We start from the raw sequence: 23,851 nt of genomic DNA, 5'->3' as shown, positions 1-23,851 counted from the left end.
CGCACTTTAGAAGAATTGAGGACAGCTTGTGACACTCGCAATATTTGACTTAGACGGCACATTATTAAATGGCGACAGCGATTACACTTGGGGACAATTTCTCGTTGAGAAAGGTTTAGTAGACAGCCACGATTACAAATTAGCCAACGATAAGTTCTTCGAAGAGTATCAAACTGGTACTTTAGATATTCATGAATACTTGGCGTTTAGCCTAGAACCATTAACTAAGTTCTCTAGAGAAGAGTTGGCCAAGCTGCACGACATTTTCATGCAAGAAAAAATCCAGCCAATGATGCAAGAGAAAGCTAATGCACTATTACAGCATCATAAAGACCAAGGTCATTTCTTGCTGATGATCACCGCGACTAACCAGTTCGTTACTGGGCCAATTGGCGATGCTTTAGGCATGGATCATATTATTGCACCTGTGCCAGAGATCATTAACGATCACTACACAGGTAAAATTGTTGGTGTTCCAAGCTTCCAAGCTGGCAAGGTTACACGCTTAAATGATTGGCTGGATGAGACCGGACACACAATGGAAGGTAGCTTTTTTTATAGCGACTCTCGTAATGATTTACCTTTATTAGAATTGGTTACTCACCCTATTGCCGTTGATGCCGATGAGACACTAACAAAAATTGCGCAAGATCGTGGCTGGCAGCATATTTCTTTAAGAGATTAGTGAACGAAACAATAAGATTGCCAAATAAAAAAGCGCTGCCAGATCATATCTGACAGCGCTTTTTTCGTTCTTATTCTTTAGCTTTTATTTTTTGGTTACTAACAACATAAACCAAATAAGCTTATAAACCCATGTTGTTATGGATTCGATAAAATAGAGCTTTTAGGTATTCCGTTTCTTCTATCGCAGGGTGGACCGGATGATCTGGTGCTTGCGTTCCGCGATAAATCAACTGCGAAAAACGCTCTAATTGACGACTGTTGCTACGAATAATATCGTGTAACCGTGCCGTTTCCAGATGCATAGAACAAGAACCGGAAACCAAAATTCCGCCCTTCGCAACCAAGCGCATCGCTAGCTGATTTGCACGATGGTAAGCACCCTCGCCCGCTTTAATGTCTTTACGACGAGCTATAAACGCTGGCGGATCCATAACAACCACATCGAAACGCTCTTTCTCTTCAATCAAAGACTGCATCGCTTCAAATGCATCACCGTGCATCAAGTTAAAACCACCTTCGTATTGGTTCAACTTAAGGTTTTCACCAACATGGCTCAATGCGCTTTCAGACGCATCAATAAAGGTAACATCTGTCGCACCCGCAGAGGCTGCTTGAACACCCCAACCACCAATGTAAGAGAAAACATCAAGTACACGTTTGCCATCACAAAAGCCTTGCATGGTTTTGCGGTTTTCACGGTGATCATAGAACCAACCAGTTTTTTGTCCATCCCACACTGGCGCTTGAAACAACACACCGTTTTCTTGTAGGAAAACCAACTCTGGAACCGTACCAAAAGCTTCTTCAACATAGGTTTCAAGGCCTTCGATCTGACGCATCTTGCCATCATTTTTCATCAGAATCGCTGATGGCTTCACTACATCTTGCAAGGCTTCAACGATCTCGTTTTTTACTCGCTCCATGCCAGCGGTCGATATTTGTACAACCAAAATATCGGCAAAACGATCGACAACCAAGCCTGACAAACCATCAGAATCACCAAAAACAAGACGGTAATACGGCGCTGGATAAGTCAGCTCACGCAAAGATAAAGCAATCTTTAGACGATGAACCAAAGTCGACTTGTTTAAAAATGTATCGGTACTACGGCTCATTAAACGACCGCAGATCAATGTATTAGGGTTTATTGTCGCAATACCAAGAGGTTTACCTTGAGCTGTTTCGACAACAACCTGATCCCCTGGGGTAAATTGCTTTAATGGCGTAGCTGAGGTATCTACCTCATTGCTGTAAATCCATTGATGTCCAGCCCTTAAACGGCGATCAGCTTGACCTTTTAGTCGAATAACACTCAAAATTTTCACCCAGTATATTTAAAAAACGCTATTATAAAGACTCTAGATTCAATTGCTACGAATTACGTAGCTGTAAAGTTACTTGTCTTAAAGAAGTGTGTCCATGTCATCTACATTAAATGAAAATCAGCTAAAACTCATCTTGCAAGGCATCAGCATTCCACCACAACCACAAATTATGGTGGATTTACACATGGAACAAGCCATGCCAGATCCTGACATGGAACGTATATCAGAAATCATTTCACAGGATGTAAGCCTTTCAGCCGCCGTATTAAAACTCGTAAACTCCGCGTCTTTTAATTTAGCTAAAAAAATAGCATCCATTCAGCAAGCCGTCATGTTGCTTGGCCCAACAAGCGTCACCAATATCGTTAACGGACTCGCAGTCAAAAGCGAACTTTCAGATGACGCAATAAAATCTTTACACAGTTTCTGGGACACAGCCAGCGAAGTTGCTGTGATTTGCTCAAGTCTAGCCAACCAGCTTAATTTTAAATACCAAGATGAATGCTATGCGCTTGGGCTTTTTCATAATGCAGGTATTCCTTTGATGCTTAAGCGTTTCGATGGCTACAAAGATGTATTGAAACAAGGTTATCAAGATCCAGAATTCAACCTAACCGACGTTGAAAACCAAGCTTTCAAAACCAACCATTCAGTTGTCGGTTATTATTTAGCAAAATCATGGGGGCTACCTAAAAGTTGCTGTGCGGTTATAGCCAAACACCACCGTGTCGATTACTTATTCCACCACAGAGTGCCTGGCGACTCTATTAATTTAACCTTTGCTTCTATTTTAAAAATGGCTGAGCATATTGCCTCGACCTATAGACATATAGGCGGTGCAAGCGAAGACTACGAATGGCAAAAAATTGGCCATTACGTCCTAGATCATTTAGAACTGAGTGAATACGATTTTGAAGGAATAATTGAAGTGTGCCATGAACAAGGAATCGGAACTATCTAGCTCTATTGTCTGCCCCCAACAATACATAAAAACGCCCAAGTGATTTATAAGCAAGTCACTTGGGCGTTTTATTTACTAGCGTGGGAACATCACAAGGTGATCTAAATGAACACTCAAGCCGATCTCTTGCCCCACGGAATGATTGTGGTGAGAAGAAGCAAAACAATATATCACTTTGCCAGAAGACAATTTCACGCGATATAAGAAGTGTGACCCACGAAACCATTTACTTACAATCACACCAACAAATTCACTGTCGTCGTCATGTAAAATGTCATCAGGACGAACCAATAAGTCCACTTGAGTATTGTCAGCAAAACCATGGTCTAAATCACCGCGAATATTACCCAAATCTGAATGAACGCAATCTGGACCACAGACGGTAGCCGTTAGGAAATCCCCATGACCAATAAAACTCGCCACAAAGCGTGTTTCTGGTCGATGATAAATCTGATACGGCGAACCTGTTTGATGAATTACGCCTTCACTCATAACCGATACTTGATCCGCCATCGCAAAGGCTTCCATCTGATCATGGGTCACTAATAACGCGCTCATTTTTTCATGCTGCAATATGGCACGAATATCAGGTACCAACTCTTCTCTTAACTTAGCATCAAGCCCAGAGAAAGGTTCATCCATCAGCAGTAATTTAGGCTTAGGTGCAATGGCGCGAGCCAAAGCGACACGTTGCTGTTGGCCACCAGAAAGAGAATGCGGATAGCGTGATTCGAAACCCGACAAACCAACCAAATTTAACAAATAAGTCACTCGTTCCTGTGCTGCCTCTTTAGGCCAAGCAGATAAGCCAAAAGCGATATTCTGTGCAATGGTAAGGTGTGGAAACAAGGCAATGTCTTGAAACACCATACCGATAAAACGGTGCTCAGGATTCACACTGTGTGATTGACTGGCAATCACCTCGTCATCAATGCGAATTTCTCCTACCATTAAAGACTCAAAGCCTGCAATTGCACGCAACAAGGTCGATTTACCGCAGCCACTTGGCCCGAGTAAACAACCGATCTGCCCTTCTAGCAGTTTGAATGAAGCATTTTTAACAACCGCATCACCATCATAACCAACCGAAACATCGGTCAGTGTCATTTCTTTCAATAGTTTATGAGGAGGTAAAGATGTCATATGCGATCCTATTTTTAATAAACGCTATTGGGCGCTTCGGCTATTTTGATTTATTCAGGTGAGAAGAAATGGAACGGCTCAACAAAATCACTGGCACCAGTCCCACCAGCACTATCATTAACGAAGCTGGAGCAGCATCGATCAGTCGCTCATCTGACGCCAATTCAAAAGCTCGCACCGCTAAGGTATTAAAATTAAATGGCCGTAACACCAAGGTCGCTGGTAATTCTTTCAACACATCGACAAAAACAATTAACATGGCCGTTAAGACCGAACCTTTTAATAGCGGAATATGAATGCGCGTTAAAACTTTAAAAGGCGACATCCCTAGCGAACGACCTGCCATGTCCATACTCGGCTTAATCTTTCCAAGGCCGTTTTGTACCGCACCTAAAGACACAGCCATAAAACGAACCGTGTAAGCAAACAGCAACGCCACTAATGTGCCAGAAAAAATCAAACCGACTCTTTCCCCACTGTAATGTTTAACCAAATCAATGATTCGATGGTCCAACCAAGCTAGAGGAACAATAGTGCCAATCGCGATAATAGTCCCCGGTAAGGCATAACCTAATCCCGCAATGCCTACAGATGTCCTCACCGCTTTACCATTATTTAAACGAATGGCGTAACTCAATATCAAGGCTAAACTCACCACAATAAGCGAAGCCATAGCCGCTAGATAAAACGAGTTCCACGCCAGTTGAATAAAGTTCGCGCCGGGCATTTCTGCTTTAAATACCGCCCAATAGGACAAAACACCTACGGGAATAAGAAAGCCAACAAGAATAGGCAGCAAGCAAAAAATGCACGCTATAAAGCCACGACTACCTTTCAAAATCATACGCCGATTACTGGCCTTTTTTAGACCTGATGCATGATAACGAATGCGATGCCGAGAATATCGTTCTAGCAAAATCAACACCGCCACGAACATCAGTAAAATACCTGCCAGCTGAGAAGCAGCTGCGATATCACCAAATCCATAAAAGGTTCGTAAAATGCCCGTTGTGAAAGTATTTACACTGAAATATTGCACCGTACCATAATCCGCCAATGTCTCCATAAGCGCTAAGGTAAGGCCTGTTACTATCGCCGGACGAGCAAGGGGGAGTGCCAATTTGAAAAATACAGCGCGACCAGAATAGCCAAGTGTGCGACTAACTTCTAAGGTGTTCTCAGACTGCTCTAAAAAAGCCGCTCGGCTCATGAGATACACATAAGGGTAAAGAACCAAGGTCAGCATAGCTATGGCGCCACCAAGGGAACGTATTTCAAAGAACCAATACTCACCGTAACGCCAACCAGTAAGTTCGCGAATAAACGTTTGTACAGGACCTGCAAAATCCAATACCCCCGTGTAGGTATAAGCAATAATGTAAGCAGGCACGGCCATTGGCAAAAGCAAGGCCCAAGATAGTAAGGTGCGACCGGGGAAATCACACATGCTAGTCAACCAAGCGCAAGGCACACCGATAACCAGCACGCCAATGCCAACACCCAACATCAGTAACAAGGAGTTAGAAATGTATTCAGCTAAGACTGTCTGATAAAGGTGTCGCCACACTTCACCATCACCGATCAAAACATTAACCAAAACAACCAAGATAGGTAATGCCAAAATGGCAGCAATAAGCATTGCCGCCATTTTTAACCAATTCCACTTAGACTTACTTGCTAAACTCGGGGGAGCTAAATTAGCCATCGATTATCAAAAACCATATCAGAAAGCTCGTTATATGGAGCAAATATCAGAAAAATCACTTCCAACCAGAAATATCCATAAGCTCGACTGCTTCACGATTGTTTTCACCTAATTGGCTTAACGAAATCGTATCCGCACGGAATGTACCAAATGGCGCCAACATTTCTGGAGCGCCAATGCCTTTTACCACAGGATACTCGTTATTCACGTGAGCATACCATTCTTGGGAAGCTTGGTTAGTGAGAAACTCAAGCAACAAGGTAGCATTTTCAATATTAGTCGCCGCGGCAGTGATACCAGCGCCACTAACGTTAACATGAGCGCCGCGTTCGCCTTGCGCTTGATTAGGCCAAAACAATTTTACGTCGTTATAAACCGCTCTTTCGTCTGCACTATCACTTTGCCCAAGACGACCATAGTAATAAGTATTCGCCAGCGTTAGATCACATACACCCGCAGAAACGGCTTTTAATAGATCCACATCGCCACCAAAAGGCGGACGTGCAAGGTTAGAAACAAGTCCTTTGATCCAGGATTGCGTTTTCTCACGACCATCTGCCTCTAACATGGAAGCAACCAGAGATTGGTTATAAATATTGGCTGAAGAACGCACACAAATACGTCCTTTCCATTTTGGATCAGCAAGGTTTTCGTAAGTAGATAAATCTTTTACTGAGACTTTTTTAGGGTTGTAAAAAATCACTCGAGCACGCTGAGATAATCCAAACCAATAACCATCACTATCTCGTAAATGACTCGGAATATTTGCGCTTAATACGTCGCTGTGAATAGGCTGCAATACGCCTGCAGCTTTTGCTCGGTGCAAACGGCCAGCATCAACAGTAATAAAAATATCTGCTGGACTCGCATCACCTTCTGCTTTTAAACGGCTCAACAAGGCATCGGCAGAACCGGTAATAAGGTTAACAACCACATCATTTTGTTCTGAAAACTTATCCAACGCAGGCTTAATAAGAGATTCTTTGCGAGCAGAATAGATGTTCACTTCGCCTTTGGCTTGTAAACCGGTAGAAAGAAGCAATGACGAAGCTAACGCAACAAATCCGACATAACTCAATATTGATTTTTGTCCTTGCGTTTTGATCGTTTTGCGCAATTTCATAAACATACTCACCTTCTACCAATTCAACAGATCCCCTCTTCCCAAAAACACCACATAGCAGATGAAAATAAGAGAAAAGGCCATAAAAAAAAGAGACAAGAAATTAGCACAACACAATGCTAAACACTAGCGATTATCATTTATTTATAGAGGTAACATAAGGGGTTAAACAGAGATAAACAAAGGATAAATTAAAGACTGGCATATCAATTTTTTGAATACGCCAATCTATTGAATATATGCATTTAAACGTATTTAAAAGCAGTTAAAATACGATATTAAAACCTAGTGAAGTAATTGATTAAGTCCATCGCCAATCGCTAAAGCATCATCTAATTCATAAATGACGCCCTCAGGCAAACCAGCCGCTTTCGCTACCGCCGAAGGAAAACCTTCTCGAACTAGATCGTATTCTCGTTCGTGGTGGATACAAGCATTAATGTAACAAGCCAAATTCAACACACAAGCAAGCGGATTTGGCTCATCATCCGAAAAAGGACGTTTATGATGTTGTACTGCATATCCAAGTCCTGCCGGAAACTTCCACAAATCCATTAGCGCTTTACCAGCATCTTGGGAAGTAAAGCCAAGTAAATCTTGTTCAGCTTTAACACGCCCCGCTTTACGGTTAGTAACCAAAGATTGAATCTCTTGCGCAATAGCTGGCTCAGTAAGATGCAATAATAATCGCCCGATATTATGAACAATTCCTGCCGTAAAAGCTTCATCGGCCTCCACCAAAGGTGTCCGCTTTGCAAACCATTGTGCTAATTCTGCCACTCTGAAAGAATCCGCCCAAAACTCATTAAGGTTTAAACCTTCAACTTTGGCTACCGAGTTAGAAAAACCAGAAGCAATAACCAAGGTTTTCAGTTTATCTGTTCCAAGCAAAACAGTTGCTTCATCAATAGAAGAAATTTTTCTCGATAAGCCAAAATAAGCAGAGTTAACCACTCGTAATACTTTCAAGGAGATCGTCTGATCATGAGAAACGCGTTCAGTAAGATCGGAATATTTAACATTAGGATCACTTAGGAGCTGAATCAGTTCACGAACGACATCGGGGACATTGGGAAGTTTATCCGTTTTCTTCAGAAGATCCGTTGCTTGCATACAATTCCGCCTTTTCTCTGATTGGTGATATATCTATACATGCAGAATAAGACAGCAAATGCTTTTTGCAACCGGAAATACGTAGCGTTTTGAAAACACGCTATTTACCTCCTAATTGCAAAAAACAAAAAAATGCTTAATTTAAGAGAAAGAAGACAAACCTGCAGCACGGGCAACCAATTTTTTCTTCAAAGATTCGCCTTTGTTAAATTGCTTCATACCGATATTTCTGAGCTGAACAATAAACGGTTGCTGAGTGGAAAATAGACGCTTAAATGATTCCATACCTGCAGCCATGGCAATGTTATCCAACATGCGTGCACGCTGGTAACGGCGTAGAACTTTACTCGTCCCTAGATACTCGCCACGTCTATGGGCTTTTTCTAGCACTTCCACTAACGCCTTCACATCACCAAAACCTAGGTTCGCACCTTGCCCTGCTAAAGGATGAATAGTATGTGCGGCATCGCCAATCAACGCTAGTCCGGCTTTCACATATTGCTTTGCATGACGTTGTCTTAGAGGAATCGCTTGACGAACCTGAGTGATACCCAAGACATCGAAGCGCTTATTCATCGCGTAATGCAAACGACGACAAAAAGCTTTCTCGTCGAGAACCATTAAAGACTCGGCTTCTTTAGGCGGTACAGACCAAACAATGGACACAAAATGTTTTTGATCGACAGAAGGAAGTGGAAGAAATGCCAAAATACCTTCTTCGCCGAAACTCTGCCACGCGGTATTTTCATGGGATTGAGCAATTTCGATCGTTGTGACAATAGCATGATGACCATAGTCCCACTCAACGGTATCGAAGGCATTTTCGCTGCGCAGTTTGGACATAGCGCCATCTGCCGCAATAATGGTCTGAGCTTCCAGCACATGACCAGACATCAGTTCTACTCTTACACCAGATTCACTTAACTCATGTGACTCTAAAGAATCGCCTAAATACAGATCGATGTTTTTCGAACGTCTAACTTGCACCATTAATTGCTGATTTAGTACAGCATTTTCAACTAAATGACCAAGCTCGGGCATTGCCGTCGCTTGAGCATTAAAATCGATATAGCCCTCGCCAAGGCCATCCCAAACCACCATATTGTCATAAGAAGCAATACGATCTTTCGCAATGCCTTGCCAAACACTAGCTTTCTCGAGCAAGGCTTTTGATTGGCTGGAAATGGCACTCACTCGAGCATCGTAAGCCGGAGGAGTAGACAATCGATATTCACCATCATGTTTATCAACAAGAGCAATTCTCAAAGAAGATTTAGCCAATAATATCGCAGACAAAGCACCAACCATACCAGCGCCCACTATTATCAAATCGTACGACTTAGCCATCTTCTTTACTCCGTCTCGTCTTTATAATGTTTATCGACTTTCAGCCATTAAGGCCTCAATCTCTGTAATTTCTTTTGGCAGGCCATGGGTCAAAACATAAGGGCCATCGGCGCGGATAAGCACATCGTCTTCAATGCGGATACCAATACCTCGCCATTTTTCGTCCACCGATTCATTATCAGCCGAAACATATAACCCAGGCTCAATGGTTAACACCATGCCTTCTTCTAGCAAACGTGATTCACCGGCGATTTTATAAGCGCCACAATCATGAACATCCAGACCTAACCAATGCCCAGTATTGTGCATGTAAAAGTCTCGATAAGCTTTGCTCTCGATCAGCTGTTCTACATCGCCAGTTAATAATCCGTGAGCAACCAGACCTTCTGTTAATGTTCGAACCGCTGCGTTATGGCAAGCTTCATAAGGCGTTCCTACCGTCAGCTCTTTCATCCCTGCATGATAAGCATCTAATACCACTTGGTATAAAGCCGCCTGTGGTTCACTAAATTTACCGTTCGCTGGAAAAGTTCGAGTAATATCCGCTGCGTAACAACCCAACTCGGCACCCGCATCAATTAAGATCAGATCGCCATCTTCGATCACTTCGTCATTTTTGATGTAATGTAAGACGCAGGCGTTACTACCTGAGGCAACAATATTGTTATACGCAGGTTGGCGCGCACCGGATTTCATAAACACATAATTTAATTCTGCTTCTAGCTGGTATTCATTCATACCTGGACGAACAGATCGCATAGCCTGTTTATGAGCTTCAACACTAATTTGCGCTGCGGTTTCCATGATACCGATTTCTTCCGCGTCTTTGCGCAAACGCATTTCAGACACAAATGGAAATAAGTCAATGAAACTTGTCGGCGCCGCCGCGCCCATTCTGACTTTTGCAGCAATAGCATCACGCCAGCAAGCAATTTTTTCACGAAGAACATCGTCGTTAAACAAATACACAACTTGTTCAGCGCCATCTAAAGCAGCAAACGCCATCTTGTCTAATTCTTCTAACGGAGCAGCATCATTTGCACCAAAATTTGCTATCGCGCCTTCACTACCAAAACGAAAACCATCCCATTGCTCACGTTCAGGATCTTTTGGCAAAGTCACTAAGGTCATTTCACCACGGCCACGAATAATGGCGTAGGCACTTGGCTCAGGAAATCCAGTTAAATAGAAAAAACTACTATGCGGACGAAACTCATACTCACAATCATTATTGCGAGTTGCTAACTCACCCGTTCGCAGAACAACCACACTGTTTTCAGGTAACGATTGCATCAGGCGCTCACGACGAGCCTGATAAGTTTGAGTGTCGATTTTCATAGAAGGTCTCACTTATTAATTTTTCATTCCATTAAACACTAGCGATAACATTTTGATTTAACATAAAAATCTAGTGTAGAGAATTTTGTTTAGTATGATCTACATCAGGATTGATATCATGATGTTCAGTGTACAACATCATTGCCGACAGTCTGACGTACTCAACCAATTCTGTTAAATCAGCTTCGTTATCATTGTTGTCTTCTAATGCGCGCATTTCCGCTTGCATGCCGGAGATATTGGCAAAATCACGCAGAATTTGCTTGGTTTCATCTGATAAATCCTTTTTTTGCCCAGACAAACCATAACCAGCCAAAAAACCATGGGCCCATTGCGCCAAAGTCACACCTCTTTCGCATAATTCAGCATCGTCATCGGAAATACTTGGCACAAGCGCAAACTCACCATTTTGGAACAAAGTCAGCGTGGCGGTATAAAGTTCAACGATTACTGCTCGACTAGCTTCTTCTTTCCAGCCTTCGATATCACAAAACTCTACAACCATGGACAACCAATCTTCCAATGGCAAAGTCACGCCAGAAGCAAGATAACCACAAAGTTGGCCATGCAATTCTGATGGTGATGCGGTAATGGATTCGGTGACAAAAACATCGGCGATCAAATCGAAGTCCAATGCGTCTTTTAACATTTCTGTGGACATAAACTGTCTACCTATTTCTGTTCAATTTATAAAAAAGAAGCCGCACCTAGTGGCGCGGCTTTCTGTCACATATTGCGATCTCATACCAACAATATGGGGCAGTGATACAGGCCTTTCAAGTCTATTAGCCTAGTTGTTTAAGGCCAGACTCTACCGTTTGCAGAATCAAAGTATTGATTGTCATTGGGCCAACACCACCAGGAACTGGAGTATAAGCCGCAACGCGATCAGTCAAAGGACCAAGCTCAATATCACCAACACCACCTGGATGATAACCAGCATCAACCACAACTGCGCCGTCTTTGATCCACTCTGCTTTGATAAATTCTGGTTTGCCTACAGCACCAACGATTACGTCGGCTTGTTTCACAAATTCAGACAGATTCTGTGTACGAGAATGACAAATCGTCACTGTTGCATTGGCATTCAACATCATCATCGCCATTGGTTTGCCAAGAATTGGACTACGACCAACCACAACAACGTGCTTACCTTCTAGGTTCACATCGTACGCTTCAAGCAAACGCATGATACCAGCAGGTGTTGCCGCGCCGTAAGCAGGCTCTTGCATAGCCATACGACCAAAACCAAGACAAGTTACACCATCTACGTCTTTGTGAGCCGCAATCGCGTCGAAACACAAACGTTCATCAATTTGCTCTGGCACTGGGTGTTGCAACAAAATACCGTGCACGTCAGGGTTATTGTTTAGCTCGTTGATCTTTGCTAGTAGCTGCTCAGTGGTCGTGGTTTCAGACAATTCAATTGCCATAGAATCCATACCAACACGACGACAAGCATTGCCTTTCATCTTCACATAAGTGGCTGATGCTGGATCAGCACCCACTAGAATTGTCGCTAAAATTGGGGTGCAACCGGTACGCTCTTTAAGCTCGGTAACTTGAGCCTGTAGGCGGTTTTCAGTTTCTTTGGCGCAAAGTTTGCCGTCAAGAACCAGTGCAGTCATGAATGAGCTCCAGTAAAATTAGAGTGATGTATGAGGGAGGCGCATTATACCTCAACTTTTGCTTTGATACGCAGTGCCAAAACCAATTTGTTCGGCAAAAGAGCGAATCTTCACTTTTACTCTACGCTGGCTCTAAATAGTCCACCAACAACTGAAGGTTACGCTGACCACGAAACTCATTCACATCAAGTTTATAAACCAAGCGAGCTTGTGTCGCTTTATCATTCGGCCATTGATCTAGATCGACAAAGAAGCTAATTGCATCTAATAAAAGCCCACTACTCGGCTCACGCACCATAAGTTTAAGGTGTTTTTCACCAACGATACGCTGCTGCAAGATATCAAACACGCCATCAAAACAAGGCTCTGGGAACATCTGTCCCCACGGGCCAGATAAGCGAACTTGCTCGGCAAAACTCAAACTAAAGTCTTCTGGCGCCAACGGCCCGTCAGTCAACAATGTCGCTTGTAATTGTTCGGGGGTTACCCATTCGGTAATGATGGCATCAAATGCCAAACGGAAAGCGTCATAGTGAGATTCTTTGATCGACATACCTGCCGCCATGGCGTGACCACCAAACTTGCTAAGCAACTGCGGATAACGTTTGGCCAATAAATCCAAAGCATCACGAATATGAACACCCGCAATGGAACGAGCTGAGCCTTTCAACTCATCTTCACCCACACGAGCAAAAGCAATCACTGGACGATGGCATTTATCTTTCATCCGCGAAGCCAAAATCCCAATCACACCTTGATGCCAATCCGCATCGTAAAAACACATACCGTTCGGCATGTCTTGTTCTTCGTCTAACAAAGACACAAGTGCTAATTCAGCCTGTTCTTTCATATCAGATTCGATAGCTTTGCGTTCACGATTGAACTGATCTAACTGCTGAGCATAATCGCGTGCTTGATGAGGATGAACTGCGAGCAAACACTCAATACCGATCGACATATCATCTAAACGACCTGCAGCGTTCAACCTTGGCCCGACCACAAAACCCAAATCGGATGCTTTCAATTGAGTATAATCGCGACGCCCGACTTCTAATAAAGCGAGAATCCCCGGGCGCGCCAAGCCGGCTTGAATACGCTTGATACCTTGCTGGACGAGAATGCGATTATTGGCATCCAAAGGCACAACATCCGCTACAGTTCCGAGTGCCACTAAATCCAAATAATCTGCCATTTTGGGCTCTGGAATGTGCTGATCAGTAAACCAATTACGACTATTCAACTCGGCTCTTAAAGCCGACATTACGTAAAAAATAACGCCAACACCCGCTAAGTTCTTGCTTGGAAAACCACAATTTGGATGGTTTGGATTCACAATAGCATCGGCGTTCGGAAGCGTATCACCGGGTAAATGGTGATCTGTAACAACTACTTTCATACCATAGGACTTTGCTGCCAACACGCCATCAATACTAGCAATGCCATTATCCACCGTCACCAAGACATCTGGTGATCGCTCTTGCGCGACCTCGACAATTTCAGGCGTTAGTCCATAACCAAATTCAAATCGGTTTGGTACCAAGTATTCTGGAGCAATCGCTCCCATCGCCTCTAAAGCTAAAATGCCAAGACTGGTACTTGTCGCGCCATCGGCATCGAAGTCACCAACGATAAGAATCTTCTGACCAGCAACAATGGCATCCGCCAATATCTTCGCCGCGGTGGTTAGGTCAAATAAAGAATCAGGTCTTAATAAATGCGGTAAGCGGTAATCAAGCTGAGCAACGGACACCACATCACGAGACAAAAAAACGCGCTGTAAAGTCGCAGACATAGTCGAGGGAAAGTCATTTTTTTCAGCCGGCACAGCTCGACGCTCAATACGCATATAAATCTCAAAGTCAGGATAAGCAGATAGACAAAGAATAACATGAAAATGACCGCACTCGCGCTGCAGCCAATTCCAAGAAAAAATTTTCAGCAAATACAAAACCACACTGGATCAAGAACCACCATAAAATGATTAAAAATCAGACACATAATATCATTAGGTTTTGTTACATAAGCGGTAAATAGGAGAGGTTTTCTTACAAAACTGACGCAAAAAAGGAATTTTCTAGGCTATCACCTACAGAACCACCTCCTGACCAGAAAGTTAAGATATTCGGTGATATGATGCCGCACTTTTTTGATTTGGATAAGTATTCTAAAGATAAAAACTGAGCAGTACTCGTTTTAACCTATCGGAAAAAATATGAAAAATCACTCACCTACGACTCATAAACCACAATCAAACCAACGATTTGCGTTGGTTGCCTTAACATCATTGTTCTTTATGTGGGGCTTTATCACCTCATTGAATGACATCCTAATACCGCACTTGAAAGGCGTTTTTGACCTTAACTATACGCAAGCCATGATGATTCAAATGTGCTTCTTCGGCGCTTACTTTATCGTTTCAGTACCTGCAGGAAACCTAGTCAAAAAAGTAGGCTTTCAGCGTGGTATAGGTATCGGCCTAATGATCGCCGCAGCTGGCTGCCTTTTGTTTATTGCTGCCGCAAAAGCACAGCAATACAGTATATTTTTAAGTGCGCTTTTTGTTTTAGCGGCAGGTATTACCATTCTTCAAGTCGCAGCAAATCCTCTTGTTACAGCAATGGGGCCAACAGAAACAGCATCAAGCCGTTTAACGCTTTCTCAAGCCTTTAATGCGTTAGGCACAACCGTTGCACCTCTTGTTGGTGGTGCACTATTGTTTACGGTTGCCGGACAATATGCCACCAAAGCACAAGAAGCTGAGAGCGTTATTATCCCTTACATCGGTTTGGCGATTTTACTTGTTCTTTTAGCTGCTATTTTCACTCGCATTAGCCTTCCAACACCTTCAAATATTGAAGAAGACACCACGGATACGCCAAGCGTTAGCATCTTAAAACACCGCCATTTGGTGTTGGGAACTGTCGCGATATTTATGTATGTGGGTGCAGAAGTGGCCATCGGCAGTTTATTGGTTAACTTCTTTGGCCTTGAAAATATTGCTGGCCTAGCTGAGGCAGATGCCGCTCATTATGTCGCCTATTATTGGGGCGGAGCTATGGTAGGACGCTTTATTGGTGCCGCGTTAATGCAGCGTATCTCTGCCGGTAGCTTACTCACATTTAATGCCTTCGCAGTAATTGCATTGATTACTAGCGCTATACTGAATGATGGTCATGTTGCTATGTGGTCTATATTATTAGTTGGCTTATTCAACTCTATTATGTTCCCAACTATATTCAGCCTCGCCTTGAAAGATCTTGGTCCACAAACTAGTCGTGGTTCTGGCTTGCTTTGCTTAGCTATTGTAGGCGGCGCTATATTACCGGTATTGCAGGGCTTTATTGCTGACTCAATTGGCCTTCAAATTTCATTCGTTATGCCAATAATTTGTTACCTATATATTGCTTACTTTGGAGTCTTTGGCTCTAAACCCGTTTCTTGATAAAAGCACAACAGAAAAAATAATATAGTGTAACGCTTTATAGAAAAATGGCCTGCTTAAGCCATTAAGCAGGCCATTTTTTATTAATCAATCATCAACAGAAGGCAGCGCATTTAGCTTTTTCGAGTTCGGTTTCGACCTGCTCGCTTTGCACTATATAAACGACTATCAGCAAGAGTTATCGCTTCTCGTAATGAAGTAGATTCATTCATTGTCGCCACACCAAAACTTAGAGTCATACGAAACTTCTGATCGAGATACTCAAACTCGTAATCCTCTACATCTTGCCGAATAGATTCAGCCAATGAAAAAGCCTCCGACTCACTACAATCACAAACCGCTATCAAAAACTCTTCTCCCCCCCATCGAGAAGCTAAGCCGCCCTCAGGAAGAGACACTTGGATAATTTTAGCCAATTGAGAAAGAGCATAATCTCCAGCGTCATGACCATATTCATCATTAATACTTTTAAAAAAATCAACGTCAGCCAACAATAGATGAAAACTCGTATAGGAGCTTGCCTCAAGCCGTTGCAACATTCCTCTACGATTTAATAGTTCAGTCAATGCGTCAATATAAGCGACTAGCTTTAGCTTGGCTGAAGTTTCTTTTAATTCTTGGTTAAACCGAGACATTGAATATTCATAAATACCAGAAAGAAAAACCACCACGATAAAGGAAAATAGAATCCTCGTCTTTAACTCTGGGTCATAACCAAATTCGGCAAAATGGCTATCCGTAAAAAACATCGTAATAATTAAAGCGAGTGTAAAAAAGCTAAGCTCAATCAACCCTCTCTTCATGCCATTCAAAAATAAAGACACAGCTGGAATACAATATATCCAAACATGCCCCGTTCCCTTTACACCACCAGTATAAACAAGGTAAATCATCAAAGCATACAGGGGGTAGATTACGAAATTACCAGATAAACCATGGTTATGGGTACGGCGCAAATAGATATGGTTCATTGCATATAAAAATGCAATCAATATCAACGCAGAACCAAGGACAGTTTTCTCTTCGATGAGCGACACAATACCTAGTGGTAAAGTAAAAAGTATACCGACAGAGGCAAACAGATTAATAATGAAAACCCGACGAATATTTTCAGAAAATACATCATCAGTATTACCTACATAGAAAAAGGTCAGCCAAGAAGCTTTATTTTTTTTATTATCAAATTTTGATTTATGTGCGTATTTTGTCATGCATATTCTCCGACTTAGCACTTCCAAGCCGTATATGATAGGGAAACTTCAAATAAGCCTCCCCAATACACACAATCCTACACCAAAGCCTAAAATAGCTCCTCTCATAACCCCCTTTAGTTACAAATTACAACAATTCATATACTTAGCACTTTAGGCTGGATACAAACGCGATAACAAAACAGGCACCACTGTTTCAACTTTTAAAATTCTATCCCCCAAATGCACTGATTCCATGCCCGCTTCATGCCATTTACTCACTTCAAATTCATTCCACCCACCTTCAGGCCCAAGTGCTAGAACACAAGGTTGCTGAATATCGATAGGACAACGTTTAGACAAATAAGGGTGTGCAAGCAATCCCACTTTATCTTTTAAAATATCTGGCAATTGATCTTCTACAAAAGGACGAAACCTAGGAATTAAAGACCAGTTTGGCATTACTGTGTCTTTGGCTTGTTCCAATCCCTCTAACAAACATTGCTGAATAGATTCGGTCTGCAAAACGGGACTCTGCCAATAGCTTTTTTCAACTTTGGCGGAATGAATAAGATATAAATCTTTCACCCCCATTGCAGTGATATTTTGCAAGGTTCGCTTCAGCATATTTGGTCTTGGCAAAGCCATAACCAATACCATAGGCAAAGGCTCTGGCGGCAGAGAAGAGAGATTTAACGAATGAATATAACCGGCTCTATCCTCGCTTGGCGACTCATAAACCCCTTCGCCTATTTTTCCATTCAAAATACCCACTCGCAGAACATCACCCTGCTGCGCTTTAATGACTTTTGAAATATGAGTTTGTTGGCGCAGAGTTAACCCATAAAGGCCATCACCAAGGGTGTTTTTAGAATCAAGTAATATGATATTCATATGAAGGGCGCAAAAATAAAAGGAAAAAAGAAACGGCCAATCTTTGATTGGCCGTTATTAGCATTGCTAATTTATCTAGAGCTATCTCTAATTAAACTAAATTTTTTCAGCAACAAAAGCCTGAACATCGCTCAGGCTATTATCTAGTACAGTATAAGATTCTTCACGCTCGAAAAGATCTTTCATGTGCTCAGGCAACATTGGTGTTTCGCAACCAGCTTTTTCGACAGCTTCAGGGAACTTCACTGGGTGGGCTGTTGCCAGGGTAATCATTGGTACAGACTGATCTTTCCAGCAATGACGAGCCGCTTCAAGACCAATCGCCGTGTGCGGATCAAGCAAGTATTGTGTTTTAGCAAACACATCTGCAATCACTTCACAAGTTTTCTTGTCATCGACTTTATAGCTGTCAAAGTTATCTTTTACAAAAGACCAAGCTTGATCATTTAACGATACATCGCCTTTATTAAAGCGCGCCATCAAATCATCAATTGCCGCACCATCGCGACCATGAGCATCAAACAATAAACGCTCAAAGTTACTAGAAACCATGATATCCATACTTGGCGATAGGGTCACGTTCAAAGACTGACGACTCATGTCGTTTTCTGCGATCACGCGATGCAAAATATCATTCTGGTTGGTAGCAACCACAAGCTGATCAATTGGCAAGCCCATTTTCTTCGCCAAATAACCCGCAAAGATATCACCAAAGTTACCCGTTGGCACAGAGAACGACACCTTACGATGCGGCGCGCCAACAGACAAAGCTGAAGAAAAATAGTAAACGATCTGAGCCATGATACGGGCCCAGTTAATCGAGTTAACCGCACCTAACTTAGCGCCTTTCAAGAAAGACTGATCAGCAAAGCTGGATTTCACCATGCCTTGGCAATCATCAAAATTACCTTTCACCGCGATGTTAAATACATTGTCGTCGATAACCGTAGTCATTTGACGACGCTGTACTTCAGATACACGTTGGTATGGATGTAAAATAAAAATATTCAGATGCTCTGAATGACGACACCCTTCAATCGCTGCAGAACCCGTGTCACCAGATGTCGCACCTAGGATAACCAATTTTTCCTTACGTTCAGACAGAACATAATCCATCAAACGACCAAGCAACTGTAATGCAAAATCTTTAAATGCCAAGGTTGGACCACGAAATAACTCTAGTATCCATTCGTTATTACCAATCTGAACCATGGGCGCAATAGCAGTATGATTAAAACCAGCGTAAGCGTCCTTAATCATAGTCTTAAAAGCATCAGCAGGAATATCACCTTCCACAAAAGGCCACATCACTTTAAAAGCAAGTTCTTGGTAACTTAGACTCGCCCAAGAAGCGATTTCTTCTTTGCTGTAATGAGGCAAGGTTTCAGGTACATATAAGCCACCATCATTTGCCAAACCAGCCAATAACACATCACCAAAAGAAAGCGCAGGCGCTTTACCACGAGTAGAAATGTATTTCATATTTGCTCTCTCTTACGCCAAGTTTTCAACACGGATTCGCTGCACTGTTCCAGCAACATCCGGCAAGGCTTCAATCGCCGCAATAGCAGCATTCATATTGCGTTCTTTTACATCATGAGTCATCACAACCAATGGCACCAATTCGCTACCTTCGCGCTCACGCTGAATAAGAGACTCGATACTGATGTTATTCACAGAAAGGATCTGCGTAATATTAGCAAGCACACCAGCGCGATCTTTAATCGTCATATTAAGGAAGAAACCACATTCAATTTCTTCAACGGGTAAAATTTGCACATGAGATAAAGAATCGGCTTGGAATGCCAAATGTGGCACTCTGTTTGTTGGATCTGCCGTCAAAGTACGAGCAACATCAATAACATCTGCGATAACAGAAGAGCCTGTTGGCAATGCACCCGCACCTGCACCGTAAGTCAAAGTCGGCCCAACAACGTCACCTTGCACCATAATAGCGTTCATTACACCATTTACATTAGCCAAAAGCTGCTTATGGGAAATCAAGGTCGGATGAACTCTCAGCTCAATACCGGCTTTAGAACGACGAGCAATGCCCAAGTGTTTGATGGCATAACCAAGGTCATCTGCAAACGCCACGTCTTCAGATGTGATACGGCTAATACCTTCGGTATAAGTTTTTTCAAATTGCAGCGGAATACCGAACGCAATAGATGCAAGAATAGTCAGTTTATGAGCAGCATCAATACCTTCAATATCAAAGGTTGGATCAGCTTCGGCGTAGCCAAGAGCTTGAGCCTCTGCCAATACATCTTCGAATTCACGGCCTTTTTGACTCATTTCCGTCAAAATAAAATTGCCTGTGCCGTTGATAATGCCAGCTAACCACTCAATTCGGTTAGCAGACAAGCCTTCACGAAGCTGTTTAATAATAGGAATTCCGCCAGCAACCGCTGCTTCAAAAGCAACAATGACGCCTTTCTCTTGAGCTTTGGCAAAAATTTCGTTGCCATGCTCAGCAATAAGCGCCTTGTTTGCGGTCACAACATGCTTGCCATTTTCAATGGCCGTAAGAACCAATTCTTTCGCGACAGAAGTTCCGCCAATCAGCTCAAGAACAATGTCGATCTCTGGATTATTGACCACATCAAAAATATCACGGGTAACATTGATACCGGAGGTATCACAAGCGTCGTTATCACGACGGGCACCTACTTGCTCAATAACAATACTGCGACCCACACGTCGTGTAATCTCTTCCGCATTATTACGAAGAATGTTAAAACTACCGGACCCCACTGTCCCCAGTCCACAAATTCCGACTTTTACCGGTTTCAAAACAATACCCCACAGAGATAATTTAATTTTTATAAGACACTTAGTTAAGTGACAAGTTGACTCATTATAACGCCAGTATTATTCAAACCCAACGTAGAAAAGGCTGAAGAAGACTCATGTTTAGTGGAATATTTCGCGATAAGACTATAACCCAAGGTGTTTAACCAACTCAGCTGCTGGTAAATATCCTGGTAAAAACTCACCGTTGCCTAGCACAATACTTGGCGTACCGCGCACACCCACTTCATTGCCTAGTTTATACTGATCTGCAACTGGGTTAACACATTTGTTTTCAGGAATTTCAGCGCCTAATTTTGCTTGCGTAAGCCACTCTTTAGGATCAGCTGAACACCAAATACTGACCATTTTAGTATAGGCTTCTGAACCTATACCGGCTCTTGGGTAAGCCAAGTAGCGCACAGTAACACCCGCCTCATTAAGTTTTGGGACTTCTTTATGAAGCATTCGGCAGTAACCACAATCAACATCTGTAAATACGGTGATGTGCGCTTTCTCGTCCTTTGCTTTGTAGACAATCATTTGCGATTCAGGAAGTGTTTCAATTTTGGCAAGTTTTGCTTTTTCTGTTTCGTTCTCAAGCGTTGTATTGTCTATTCGGTAAAGATCACCCGCGACAAAATATTTGCCATCTTGCGTTACATGTAATGTTGGACCGTTTTTTAAAACAACAACATACAAGCCTGCGCCTTCATGCAATTTCGCACTTTCGACTTCATATTGAGGCAACGCCTTTTGAACCGCAGATAAGACAGCTGATTGATCAGCAAATACTGCACAGGAAAGAGAAAGCAACATAGTTATTGCAGTAGAGCGAGACAGGGAACAGAAAAAACGCTTCATGAAAACCTCAAAGACATGTAAATAGTCTCTATTAGGCCATACGAAAGGGGGTTAGTTCCATAAAAAAAGGCGACTCGCGTCGCCTTTTTTTAATAAGAAAAAATTAACGTTTAGCCAATTTTTCTTTGATACGTGCAGATTTACCAGAACGCTCGCGTAGGTAGTAGATCTTAGCTTGACGCACGTCACCGCGGCGTTTAACTTCGATGCTTTCAACCAAAGGGCTGTACGTTTGGAAAGCACGCTCAACACCGATACCGCTAGAAATTTTACGAACGGTAAATGCTGAGTTAAGACCACGGTTACGCTTAGAGATTACAATGCCTTCATAGGCCTGTAGACGCTCGCGTGAACCTTCTTTAACTTTAACTTGAACAACAATAGTATCACCAGGACCGAAGGCTGGGATTTCTTTTGTCATTTGTTCAGCTTCTATCTGCTGAATCAGTTTAGTTTTATTACTCATGGATGTGACTCCTAATGATATGGTTTCTTATCAGCATGAAGGCTCTTCTTTCTGATAAGCTCGCAATTCCTACTCTGCCGAGGTTGAATCTTCAGTTTCGCGAATAAACTCTTCTAACAGCAACTGCTGTTCCTTGTCCAACTCAAGGTTCTGCAGAAGGTCTGGCCGGCGCTGAAAAGTTCTTGCGAGCTTTTGCTTTAAACGCCAGCGTCTAATCTCCTCGTGGTTGCCACTAAGCAGCACCGATGGCACAGGTTCACCATTTAGTACTTCTGGGCGAGTATAATGCGGACAGTCCAACAACCCATCAGAGAATGAATCTTCATCCGCAGATGCTTGCTTTCCTAACACTCCTGGAACCATACGAAATACAGCATCCATGAGCACCATTGCCGGCAACTCGCCACCGCTTAGGACAAAGTCGCCAATTGACCATTCTTCATCAATCTCAGATTGAATCAAACGCTCATCAACTCCTTCATAACGACCTGCTACCAGAATAAATTCTGCTTGTTTAGCAAGCTGTTGCACGCCTTCTTGCGTTAGCGTACGCCCTTGAGGGGATAGATAAATAACTTTTGCATTGGGTACCAATAACTTGGCACTCGCAATAGCATCTTTGAGAGGCTGAACTTTCATCAGCATCCCTGGACCACCACCATAAGGTCGATCATCTACAGTCTTATGTCTGTCATGAGTAAAATCGCGGGGATTAAAAAAATCCACCTCAACCAACCCAGACTTAATGGCTCTGCCTGTTACTCCATATTGGGTAATGGCCTGAAACATCTCCGGAAAGAGCGATATAACGCTAACCTTCACGTTGTGACCTCAGCTTATCTGTTTAAAATTCTGGATCCCAGTCAACTACCATTTCCTGCTGTTCTAAATCTATATTTAAAACATAAGTTCCTGGAGCATAAGGAATCAATCGCTCTTCACGATCAAAGCTACCTTCACACGCGCGGACAACAACTACATCATTCGCACCAGTTTCCATAAGTTGAGAAACCTTCCCTAAGAGGACACCCTCTTTGGTAATAACCCTCAGTCCTTCCAGTTGGCTCCAGTAATAATCACCTTCTTCCAAATCTGGTAGTTCTGCTGCATCTATATAAACGTCCATACCACAGATATCTTTTACTTGATCTCTGTCGGTATAACCTTTTACCGATGCTACCAAACCTCGCCCTTGCAGACGGCCTTGGCTTAATTCAACGATCTTCCACCCACTAGGAGTTTTCAACCACCAATGCTTGTAATCAAAGATCCCTTGCATTGGATCGGTGTGCGAATATAACTTCACCCACCCTTTAACACCATATACCGATGTAATGCGTCCAACCACAAGGGCTTGCTCAGGAGCGGCCGCTTGTTTTAATTCAGACATAGCATTACCTCAGTATTAAGCGTTTTTGCTAGCATCTTTTACAAGCTGCGCAGCACGGTCAGAAAGTTGAGCGCCTTGGCTAACCCAATGATTTACGCGATCTAGATCGATGCGTAGACGTTCTTCTTGACCACGAGCAACAGGGTTAAAGAAACCCAAACGCTCGATATAACGACCATCACGTGCACGACGGCTATCAGCCACGTTCAAATGATAGAATGGGCGCTTTTTAGAGCCACCACGAGAAAGACGAATAGTTACCATATGATTGGTTCCTTATTGCTTAACGAAACACCCCTTGCCGAGTCGAATTTTTGACTCATACAACAAGAAGGCGGCATATTCTAGTCGATTAACTAGAAAAACAAAAGGGTGAATTACTCACCCAGACATTAAAAACGGCAGTTTTTTAACTGCCGTTAGTAAAAACAAGAAGATATGC

At 42.7% G+C, this 23,851-nt stretch carries 22 protein-coding genes; 3 read left to right on the top strand and 19 right to left on the bottom strand.

Annotated elements, in window-relative coordinates; genetic code table 11:
* Positions 1 to 28: 28 nt before the first annotated feature.
* On the top strand, positions 29 to 685 hold the full coding sequence (locus BUA59_RS20165) for a histidinol-phosphatase (protein WP_072841568.1): 657 nt from the start codon (positions 29 to 31) through the stop codon (positions 683 to 685).
* 121 nt (positions 686 to 806) lie between these two features.
* Here BUA59_RS20165 and BUA59_RS20160 read toward each other — a convergent pair whose 3' ends face one another.
* Positions 807 to 2,003, bottom strand: coding sequence for a class I SAM-dependent rRNA methyltransferase (locus tag BUA59_RS20160; protein ID WP_072841642.1), 1,197 nt, complete (start codon positions 2,001 to 2,003; stop codon positions 807 to 809).
* Between the two features lie 103 nt (positions 2,004 to 2,106).
* On the opposite strand from BUA59_RS20160, the gene BUA59_RS20155 reads away from it, so the two are divergent.
* Positions 2,107 to 2,973, top strand: coding sequence for an HDOD domain-containing protein (locus tag BUA59_RS20155; protein ID WP_072841566.1), 867 nt, complete (start codon positions 2,107 to 2,109; stop codon positions 2,971 to 2,973).
* Between the two features lie 75 nt (positions 2,974 to 3,048).
* On the opposite strand, the gene BUA59_RS20150 is transcribed toward BUA59_RS20155, so the two are convergent.
* The 9 genes from BUA59_RS20150 to recJ all read right to left on the bottom strand — a co-directional run bounded on the left by BUA59_RS20150 (position 3,049) and on the right by recJ (position 14,216).
* Positions 3,049 to 4,116, bottom strand: a complete 1,068-nt coding sequence (locus tag BUA59_RS20150) for an ABC transporter ATP-binding protein (protein WP_072841564.1) — start codon at positions 4,114 to 4,116, stop codon at positions 3,049 to 3,051.
* A 40-nt stretch (positions 4,117 to 4,156) separates the two neighbouring features.
* The gene (locus BUA59_RS20145) at positions 4,157 to 5,821 is read right to left on the bottom strand and encodes an ABC transporter permease (RefSeq protein ID WP_072841562.1); all 1,665 of its coding nucleotides are present in this window, start codon (positions 5,819 to 5,821) and stop codon (positions 4,157 to 4,159) included.
* A gap of 55 nt (positions 5,822 to 5,876) precedes the next feature.
* On the bottom strand, positions 5,877 to 6,944 hold the full coding sequence (locus BUA59_RS20140) for a Fe(3+) ABC transporter substrate-binding protein (RefSeq protein WP_072841560.1): 1,068 nt from the start codon (positions 6,942 to 6,944) through the stop codon (positions 5,877 to 5,879).
* 285 nt (positions 6,945 to 7,229) lie between these two features.
* Positions 7,230 to 8,057, bottom strand: coding sequence for an HDOD domain-containing protein (locus tag BUA59_RS20135; protein WP_072841558.1), 828 nt, complete (start codon positions 8,055 to 8,057; stop codon positions 7,230 to 7,232).
* 141 nt (positions 8,058 to 8,198) lie between these two features.
* Positions 8,199 to 9,404, bottom strand: coding sequence for a UbiH/UbiF/VisC/COQ6 family ubiquinone biosynthesis hydroxylase (locus BUA59_RS20130; protein ID WP_072841556.1), 1,206 nt, complete (start codon positions 9,402 to 9,404; stop codon positions 8,199 to 8,201).
* Between the two features lie 30 nt (positions 9,405 to 9,434).
* Complete coding sequence (locus BUA59_RS20125) at positions 9,435 to 10,742, bottom strand: aminopeptidase P N-terminal domain-containing protein (protein ID WP_072841554.1); 1,308 nt, start codon at positions 10,740 to 10,742, stop codon at positions 9,435 to 9,437.
* A gap of 70 nt (positions 10,743 to 10,812) precedes the next feature.
* Positions 10,813 to 11,403 (bottom strand): UPF0149 family protein, encoded by a 591-nt coding sequence (locus BUA59_RS20120; protein ID WP_072841552.1) that lies wholly within the window; start codon positions 11,401 to 11,403, stop codon positions 10,813 to 10,815.
* A 124-nt stretch (positions 11,404 to 11,527) separates the two neighbouring features.
* On the bottom strand, positions 11,528 to 12,370 hold the full coding sequence (gene folD / locus BUA59_RS20115; protein WP_072841551.1) for a bifunctional methylenetetrahydrofolate dehydrogenase/methenyltetrahydrofolate cyclohydrolase FolD: 843 nt from the start codon (positions 12,368 to 12,370) through the stop codon (positions 11,528 to 11,530).
* 121 nt (positions 12,371 to 12,491) lie between these two features.
* A complete protein-coding gene (recJ, locus tag BUA59_RS20110) occupies positions 12,492 to 14,216 on the bottom strand; it encodes a single-stranded-DNA-specific exonuclease RecJ (RefSeq protein ID WP_072841640.1) in 1,725 nt (574 codons plus the stop codon).
* Between the two features lie 366 nt (positions 14,217 to 14,582).
* Between recJ and BUA59_RS20105 the strand changes: the two genes are divergently transcribed.
* Positions 14,583 to 15,812: a sugar MFS transporter gene (locus BUA59_RS20105; protein ID WP_072841550.1), complete on the top strand. Its 1,230-nt coding sequence runs from the start codon at positions 14,583 to 14,585 to the stop codon at positions 15,810 to 15,812.
* A gap of 113 nt (positions 15,813 to 15,925) precedes the next feature.
* Here BUA59_RS20105 and BUA59_RS20100 read toward each other — a convergent pair whose 3' ends face one another.
* The 9 genes from BUA59_RS20100 to rpsP all read right to left on the bottom strand — a co-directional run bounded on the left by BUA59_RS20100 (position 15,926) and on the right by rpsP (position 23,673).
* Entirely contained in the window at positions 15,926 to 17,023 is a 1,098-nt protein-coding gene (locus BUA59_RS20100; RefSeq protein ID WP_072841548.1) for a GGDEF domain-containing protein, read from the bottom strand.
* Positions 17,024 to 17,176: 153 nt separating this feature from the next.
* Positions 17,177 to 17,896: a 16S rRNA (uracil(1498)-N(3))-methyltransferase gene (locus tag BUA59_RS20095; RefSeq protein ID WP_072841546.1), complete on the bottom strand. Its 720-nt coding sequence runs from the start codon at positions 17,894 to 17,896 to the stop codon at positions 17,177 to 17,179.
* Between the two features lie 96 nt (positions 17,897 to 17,992).
* The gene (gene thrC, locus BUA59_RS20090) at positions 17,993 to 19,378 is read right to left on the bottom strand and encodes a threonine synthase (RefSeq protein ID WP_072841544.1); all 1,386 of its coding nucleotides are present in this window, start codon (positions 19,376 to 19,378) and stop codon (positions 17,993 to 17,995) included.
* A gap of 12 nt (positions 19,379 to 19,390) precedes the next feature.
* The gene (locus tag BUA59_RS20085) at positions 19,391 to 20,692 is read right to left on the bottom strand and encodes a homoserine dehydrogenase (RefSeq protein WP_072841542.1); all 1,302 of its coding nucleotides are present in this window, start codon (positions 20,690 to 20,692) and stop codon (positions 19,391 to 19,393) included.
* Between the two features lie 144 nt (positions 20,693 to 20,836).
* Entirely contained in the window at positions 20,837 to 21,553 is a 717-nt protein-coding gene (locus tag BUA59_RS20080; RefSeq protein ID WP_072841540.1) for a thioredoxin fold domain-containing protein, read from the bottom strand.
* Between the two features lie 103 nt (positions 21,554 to 21,656).
* A complete protein-coding gene (gene rplS / locus BUA59_RS20075) occupies positions 21,657 to 22,019 on the bottom strand; it encodes a 50S ribosomal protein L19 (RefSeq protein WP_072841538.1) in 363 nt (120 codons plus the stop codon).
* A 69-nt stretch (positions 22,020 to 22,088) separates the two neighbouring features.
* On the bottom strand, positions 22,089 to 22,841 hold the full coding sequence (trmD, locus tag BUA59_RS20070) for a tRNA (guanosine(37)-N1)-methyltransferase TrmD (RefSeq protein WP_072841536.1): 753 nt from the start codon (positions 22,839 to 22,841) through the stop codon (positions 22,089 to 22,091).
* 22 nt (positions 22,842 to 22,863) lie between these two features.
* Positions 22,864 to 23,409, bottom strand: a complete 546-nt coding sequence (gene rimM / locus BUA59_RS20065) for a ribosome maturation factor RimM (protein ID WP_072841534.1) — start codon at positions 23,407 to 23,409, stop codon at positions 22,864 to 22,866.
* A 15-nt stretch (positions 23,410 to 23,424) separates the two neighbouring features.
* Positions 23,425 to 23,673: a 30S ribosomal protein S16 gene (gene rpsP / locus BUA59_RS20060; protein WP_012071436.1), complete on the bottom strand. Its 249-nt coding sequence runs from the start codon at positions 23,671 to 23,673 to the stop codon at positions 23,425 to 23,427.
* Between the last annotated feature and the right edge of the window lie 178 nt (positions 23,674 to 23,851).

It is taken from the genome of Marinomonas polaris DSM 16579 (genome assembly GCF_900129155.1).
In the GTDB taxonomy this organism is placed as follows: Bacteria; Pseudomonadota; Gammaproteobacteria; order Pseudomonadales; family Marinomonadaceae; genus Marinomonas; species Marinomonas polaris.
This window is presented reverse-complemented; position numbering and strand designations above follow the sequence as displayed.